Origin of the sequence: Actinomadura sp. NPDC049753 (assembly GCF_040674655.1) — a bacterium.
Lineage (GTDB): Bacteria > Actinomycetota > Actinomycetes > Streptosporangiales > Streptosporangiaceae > Spirillospora > Spirillospora verrucosospora.
On record NZ_JBFARL010000109.1, the window covers coordinates 21,852 to 27,865 of the forward strand.

The 6,014-nt window shown below is 75.2% G+C and carries 6 protein-coding genes; 5 read left to right on the plus strand and 1 reads right to left on the minus strand.

Going from position 1 to position 6,014, the window contains the following annotated elements; all coding sequences use genetic code 11:
- Window positions 1-74 precede the first annotated feature (74 nt).
- The 4 genes from AB0K37_RS25460 to AB0K37_RS25475 all read left to right on the plus strand — a co-directional run bounded on the left by AB0K37_RS25460 (window position 75) and on the right by AB0K37_RS25475 (window position 3,828).
- Entirely contained in the window at window positions 75-698 is a 624-nt protein-coding gene (locus tag AB0K37_RS25460; RefSeq protein WP_363985179.1) for an RNA polymerase sigma factor, read from the plus strand.
- The gene (locus tag AB0K37_RS25465; protein ID WP_363985181.1) at window positions 691-1,833 is read left to right on the plus strand and encodes a CU044_5270 family protein; all 1,143 of its coding nucleotides are present in this window, start codon (window positions 691-693) and stop codon (window positions 1,831-1,833) included. The genes AB0K37_RS25460 and AB0K37_RS25465 overlap by 8 nt, the downstream gene beginning before the upstream one ends.
- 133 nt (window positions 1,834-1,966) lie before the next feature.
- The gene (locus AB0K37_RS25470) at window positions 1,967-2,605 is read left to right on the plus strand and encodes an RNA polymerase sigma factor (protein ID WP_363985183.1); all 639 of its coding nucleotides are present in this window, start codon (window positions 1,967-1,969) and stop codon (window positions 2,603-2,605) included.
- Window positions 2,602-3,828 carry a CU044_5270 family protein gene (locus tag AB0K37_RS25475; protein ID WP_363985184.1) on the plus strand — a complete coding sequence of 409 codons (1,227 nt, stop codon included), beginning with the start codon at window positions 2,602-2,604 and terminating at the stop codon, window positions 3,826-3,828. Before AB0K37_RS25470 ends, AB0K37_RS25475 begins: the two co-directional genes overlap by 4 nt.
- A 39-nt stretch (window positions 3,829-3,867) precedes the next feature.
- Here the strand turns inward: AB0K37_RS25475 and AB0K37_RS25480 are convergent, their stop codons facing one another.
- On the minus strand, window positions 3,868-4,581 hold the full coding sequence (locus AB0K37_RS25480) for a TetR/AcrR family transcriptional regulator C-terminal domain-containing protein (protein WP_363985186.1): 714 nt from the start codon (window positions 4,579-4,581) through the stop codon (window positions 3,868-3,870).
- A gap of 110 nt (window positions 4,582-4,691) precedes the next feature.
- Here AB0K37_RS25480 and AB0K37_RS25485 point away from each other — a divergent pair.
- A partial coding sequence (locus AB0K37_RS25485; protein ID WP_363985188.1) for an MFS transporter occupies window positions 4,692-6,014 on the plus strand: 1,323 nt, incomplete at its 3' end.

Consider the following 6,014-nt stretch of genomic DNA (forward strand, 5'->3'; position numbering starts at 1 on the left):
CCGGGCCGCGAAAGCGGTGAGGGGTTCCGGGTGATACGTCAGTGACCGCCGTCCGAGGCACGGAAAGGCAGCACATGACAGGGGAACCCCTCACCGCAGACCCGCCCCGGGACGGGAGCCCGGGGCGGGCCGACCACTCCGGCGTCCTGCGGATGTCCCTGCACGACCCGGAACGGTTCGGCGAGATCTTCGACGCCTACTTCGCCGAGATCCACGGGTACGCCGCCAAGCGCCTCGGCCCGGACGCCGCGTCCGACGCCGCCGCCCAGACCTTCCTGGAGGCGTTCCGCGGCCGGGAGCGCTACGACGCGTCCCGCGCCGCCGTCCGGACCTGGCTGTACGGGATCGCGACCAACGTCATCGGCAGGCACCGGCGCGGCGAGGTGCGGGGGCTGCGGGCCCGCGCGCGGCTCGGCCCCGGCCAGGCCGAGGCGGGGCACGCGGACCGGGTGGACGCCCGGGTCAGCGCGCAGGGCCTGCGCGGCCGGCTGGCCGGCGCGCTCGCCGCCCTCCCCGCGGGCGAGCGGGACGTGCTGCTGCTCGTCGCGCTCGCCGACCTCACCCACGAGGAGGTCGCGGCCGCCCTGGACGTCCCGTACGGGACGGTCGGGTCGCGGCTCAGCCGGGCCAGGAAGAAGGTGCGGGCGGCGCTGGGCGGAACGAACCCGATGCGTGATCTGGAGGACGACCATGGATGAGCTGAAAATGATCCGCGAGGCGTACGGGGACCCCGTCCCGCCGACGCTCCCGGAGACGACCGAGGCCCGGGCCCGGATGTTCGAGGGTCCGGTGCCCCGCCGCCGCGTCCGGCTCGGGTGGCGGTTCAGGGCCGGGCTCGGCGTGCTCGCCTCCGGCGCGGCCGTGGCCGTCGCCGTGACCGTCACGGGATCGGGTTCGCCCGCCCCGCCTGCGGTGGACCTCGGCAAGCAGGCCGTGCTCGCGGCGGCGGAGAAGGCCGCCGCGCAGCCGACGGGCAGGTACTGGTTCTCCGACCAGATCCAGGGCCAGTCGTACGTCATGCGGCCGAAGACCGGCACGTACGCGATCGTCGGCGCGCACAGCGAGACGTTCTCCTGGTCGGCGGCCGAGCGGGGCGGCGGCGAGGCCTTCTACGGCCGCGACCTGCCCGCCAGGCCGCTCACGCCGCGGGACGCGGCCGCGTGGCGGCGGGCGGGCTCCCCGGACGAGTTCAGGGTCTGGTCGAACGACCACTACTGGACCTACGACCGGAAGGCGACGAAGTGGGAGGTCGACGACCCCGACCCCAAGGGCGGCGGAAGGTTCTTCGTCCGGGGGGAGAGGCTGACGGTCCAGGACATCCAGAACCTGCCGGAGGACCCGGCCGCGCTCGCCAGGAGGTTCTACCGGCCGGGCCCGCCGAAGGACCGGGCCGCGGTCAGGCCGCTCGACCGGGTGATGGACGCGGGCGGCAGGCTCCGGGTGACCGCGGACCTGCTGGAGAACGCGCCGCTGCCGCCCCGGGTGCGCGCGGGGCTGATGCGGGCGCTGGCCGCCCAGCCGGGCGTCCGGTCGCTCGGCGCCGCCACCGACCCGCTGGGGCGGACCGGCGTCGCGCTGGCGGTCGACGACCAGGTCTCGAAGGTGGACGGGGAGTACGGCGCGCCTCGGCAGGAGCAGGGGGAGTACCGGTCGCGGTCGGAGCTCGTCTTCGACAGGGAGACCGGTGACCTGCTCGCCGAGCAGGACGTGCTGACCGTGCCCGGCGGCGCCTACCGGGAGCAGCCCCCCGGGTTTGTGATCAACTACTGGGTCGTCCGGAACACGGGGTGGACGGACGCCGTGCCGAAGCCGCCCGCGCGACTGCCCTTCTGAGCGGCCGCCCCGGCGGGCCTCCCGCGCCCTCCGCCCGGTGTCGGGGCGGAGGGCGCGTGCGCGTGAAGGGTGATCGGGGGATCGGTTGAGAGCGGGGTGACCGAGCACTCCCCCCGACGACGAGGATCACTCCATGGCCCATCACCACCCGCCGGACCCCGGGTCCCGGTCCGGTGCGGAGCCGGGCGCGTCCGGCTCCGACGCCTCGGACGCGGCGGCGATCGTCCGGTCGCGGCGCGAGCCCGCCGCGTTCGCGGAGATCTTCCACCGGCACTTCTCCGCGATCCACGGGTACGCGGCGCGGCGCCTCGGCGTCGACGCGGCGGACGACATCGCCGCCGAGACGTTCCTCGCCGCGTTCAACAAGCGCGGACGTTTCGACCCCGACCGCGGCACGGTCCGCCCGTGGCTGTACGGGATCGCGACCCGGCTGATCGGGCTGCACCGGCGCGCGGAGGGCCGCCGCTACCGGGCGCTGGCGCGCACCCCGGCCGAGCACGTCCAGGACGGCCACGAGGACCGGGTCACCGCGCGCGTCACCGCCGGCGGGGCGGGCGCGGACCTCGCCGACGCGCTGGCCCGGCTGCCGCGCGGCGACCGGGACGTCCTGCTGCTGGTGGCGCTGGCCGACCTGACCTACGAGGAGGTCGGGCAGGCACTCGGCCTCAAGACGGGCACCGTCGCGTCCCGCCTGCACCGTGCCCGGCGCCGCCTGAGGGAGTCGCTCGGCGGAACCAATCCCGCGCTGATCGTTGAGGAGACGCCCGCGTGAACGAGATCGACATGAACGAGACGGCCCGGGTCCGGCGGCTGCTGGGGGAGCCGCCGCCCCCGTCGGCGGAGGCGTCGGCGCGGGCGCTGGCCAGGCTGGAGGAGGCGATGGCGCCGGGCGGGAGGCACGTCCGGCCCTCCAGGGCGGGACGGCGGCGCTTCGGCCGGCCGCTCCAGCTGGGCGCGGGGCTCGTCGCGGCCGGAGCGGCGGCGGCCGTCGCCATCGTGGCCACCGGCCAGGGCTCCCCGGGCTCGCCGCCCGGCCCGCCTCCCGGGTCCGTCGACCTGAACAAGCAGGCGGTGCTCGTGGCGGCGGACAGGGCCGCCGAGCAGCCGACCGGCAACTACTGGTCCGCCGAAAGGATCAGCGGCCAGGCCTACGTCGTGCGGGCGAAGACCGGCACGTACGCGATCTTCGGTGCGCACAGCGAGACGTTCCACTGGGCCGGTGCCAGGAAGGGGATGGGCGAGGCGTACTACGACCGCGACCTCCCCGCCCGCCCGCAGACGCCGCGGGACGAGGCGCTGTGGCGCAGGGCCGGTTCGCCGTCGTCCATCCGCGTCTGGTCGGGTGACGCCTACCACACCTACACCACCAAGGCGACGAAGTGGCGGGTGAACGGTCCCAATGTGGGCGTCGACCCTAAGGGCGGCGGGAGCTTCTACGGCTTGGGCAGCGGCGGGGCCTCGCTGGGAGATCTGCAGAACCTGCCGACCGACCCGGCCGAGCTCGCCGGAATCCTCAGCCCCGCGGAGATGAAGCGGGCGATGAACCCGAAGGCGTCGGGGGGCAAGAAGCTCAAGGAGGGTGTCATCCCGCGCCTGCAGATGCGCCGGACGTCGACGCTGCTGTCCGCCCCGGTGTCGTCGAAGGTCCGGTCAGGCCTGATCAAGGCACTGGCCGCGCAGCCGGGCATCCGCGCGATCGGCCGCGTCACCGACCCGCTGGGGCGCCGGGGGGTCGCGCTGGCCACGCCCGACTGGGCCATCACGGAGACCGGGGAGTTCGGTACGCCGAAGGCCCAGCAGGGGACGTACCGCTCCCGCAACGTGATCGTCTTCGACGAGCGCACGGGCGCGCTGCTGGCCCTGGAGGACCAGCTGACCGAACCGGGCGGCCCGTACGCGGAGATGAAGCCGGGCTTCGTCATCTCCTACGAGGCCGACCGCTCGCCGCGCTGGACCGACGCCAAGCCGAAGCCGCCCGCGGAGCTGCCCTTCTGATCCTTCCTCGACCGGCTCGTGCCGCAGGCCCCCCGCCCGCTACCGGGCGGGGGGCCTGCGCGTTTCGAGGCCGTCGAGGACGCAGGCGAGCCCGAACGCGAAGCGGCCCTCCAGGACGTCGCCGGTCTCCTTCATCCAGATCTCGCGGATGTGCGACGCGAGCCCGGGGCGCTCCTCGTCCAGCCGGCCCAGGTAGGGGCCGAGGTTCTCGACCCAGTCGGCGGCGGACGTGCCGGGCTGGGCGCGCTGCCAGCTCGCCTCGCTGCCGGCCGCGCCGATGACGTAGTCGACCACCGCCGACCAGGCGTACTCGAGGTCGAAGCCGGTGAACCCGGCGGAGCCGAACGCGGCGAGCACCTCGTCCAGGACGCGGGTCGCGTTCGGGCCGATCATCGGGCGGCTGCCGAACAGCGTCACCGTCCAGGGGTGCCGGTGGATCATCGCGCGGAGGCTGCGCGCGTAGCCGGTCGCGGCGGCCCGCCAGCCGTCCCCGGCCGGGACCGCCACCTCGGCCATGACCCGGTCGAGGGCGAGCTCCAGCAGCTCGTCCTTGTTCGCGACGTGCCAGTAGACCGAGGTCGCGCCCGCGTTCAGGCGGGTGCCGAGGCGGCGCATGCTGAGGCCGTCCAGGCCCTCGGCGTCGAGCAGGTCGAGCGCGGCGTCGACGATCTGCGCCCGGCCGAGGGCGGGCCGGCCCCGCCGCGCGCGTTCCGGCCGCACCCAGACGGACGGCGCCCTGCTCTCCTCGGCCATGCGTGCCCTCCTCGCTCCCGTACAGAGTACCGGGACTTGAACACCGTGCGAGTTGAGTCGTACAGTGTGCGAGCCAACTCGAACGCTGTACGAGAACCCTGGGAGTGGTCATGGACGAGCCCACCGCCCCGCATCCGCGGCGCTGGCAGATCCTCGGCGTGCTGTGCCTCAGCCTGTTCGTCGTCGTGGTCGACAACACGATCCTCAACGTGGCGATCCCGTCCCTGCTGCGGGACCTGGACGCCACCACGTCCGACGTCCAGTGGGTGATCGACGCCTACTCGCTGGCGTTCGCCGGCCTGCTGATCACGGCGGGCGCCCTCGGCGACCGGCACGGGCGCCGCCGCGCGATGCTGGCCGGCTTCGCGCTCTTCGGCGCCGGGTCCCTGCTCGCGGCCTTCGCGGGATCCCCCGCCCAGCTCGTCGCGATGCGGGCGCTGATGGGCGTGGGAGGCGCGCTCCTCATGCCCGGAACCTTGTCGATCATGGCGCAGGTGTTCGGCCCGGACGAGCGTGCGAAGGCGTTCGCGATCTGGGGCGCGACGTCCATGGTCGGGCTCGCCGCCGGGCCGACGCTCGGCGGGTTCCTGCTGGAGCACTTCTGGTGGGGCTCGGTCTTCCTGGTGAACGTGCCCGTCGCCGCGGCCGCCGTCGCCGGGCTGCTGCTCCTCGTCCCCGAGTCGCGCGGGCCGCGCCGCCGCCCGGACGTGCCCGGCGCCGCGCTGTCCACCGCGGGCATGTCGGCGCTGGTGTGGGCGGTCATCTCCGGCCCCGCGCACGGCTGGACCGGCGCCCGCACGCTCGGCGGGCTGGCCGCCGGCGCCGCCGCGCTCGCCCTGTTCGCCGCGTGGCAGCACCGCAACCCCGAGCCGATGCTCGACCTGCGGCTGCTGCGCGACCGCGACTTCTCCGGGGCCGCCGCCATGATCGCGCTGTTCGGCTTCGCGCTGGCCGGGACGCTGTTCGCCCTGACCCAGCTTCTCCAGTCGGTGCACGGCTACGGCCCGCTCAAGGCCGGGCTCGCGCTGCTTCCGGTCGCCGTCTCCGCCGGCGTCGGCAACGGCCTCGGCGCGTCGCTGGAGTCCCGGTTCGGCGCCCGTCCGGCCCTCGTCGCCGGGTTCTCCGTCACCGCGGCCGGCTTCCTGGCCCTCGGGCTGACGGAGCCGGACGACGGCTACGCCGTGCTCGCGATCGGGCTCGCCGTCCTCGGCTTCGGCGCCGGGCTCGGCACACCGCCCGCCTACAGCACGCTCCTGGCCGCCGTCCCGCCCGAGGAGGCCGGGGTCGGCTCGGCGGTGAACGACGCCGGCCAGGAGCTCGGCAGCGCGCTCGGCGTCGCCGTCCTCGGCAGCGTCGTCTCCGCCGTCTACGCCCGCGACGCCGGCAACGCACTGCGGGTCTACAAGGGCCTGACCGTCCCGCCGCCCGCCCGA